1 protein-coding gene is annotated in these 454 nt (G+C 49.8%); it reads right to left on the reverse strand.

The features are described from left to right. The coding region (gene hemG / locus J0695_RS46490; RefSeq protein ID WP_206970073.1) for a protoporphyrinogen oxidase at positions 1-454 on the reverse strand (454 nt) is incomplete at both ends.

Raw genomic sequence — 454 nt, forward strand, 5'->3', positions numbered from 1 at the left:
GTATTGCGGCATCGCTTCATGCCATCTTGTGATGCAGGTCATTTCCGGTTCGCCGTCGATCTTCATAATCCGTTTTAAATCGTCGAGGACGATTTTCACCATTTCGTTATCTGACTGTTCGACAACGGACTCATCGCCGGCTTTCCCTACATAAGCCCTTAGCAGGACTTTTCCTTCAGGCGTTGTGCTCGGCCATTTTTTGTTTGTCCAGGTACACGCCGTAATGGAAAAATCGCTGTTTCTTGAAATGACAAAGCCCGTGCCTTGATGCTCCATTTGGACGGCTTCTTCCGGAAATCCGAGCGCCACATTGGCGACAGATGTTGACACCATATCCTCAAAACCCTTCAGCCAATCCTCTTTTTGAAACATCGCGGCAGCTGCTTTATGAGGAGCGGTGACCACGGCCGAATCGGCGTGAAGCACCTTGCCGTTGTCAAGCTTCATGCTGTAA

Origin of the sequence: Streptomyces beijiangensis (assembly GCF_017315755.1) — a bacterium.
Lineage (GTDB): Bacteria > Actinomycetota > Actinomycetes > Streptomycetales > Streptomycetaceae > Streptomyces > Streptomyces beijiangensis.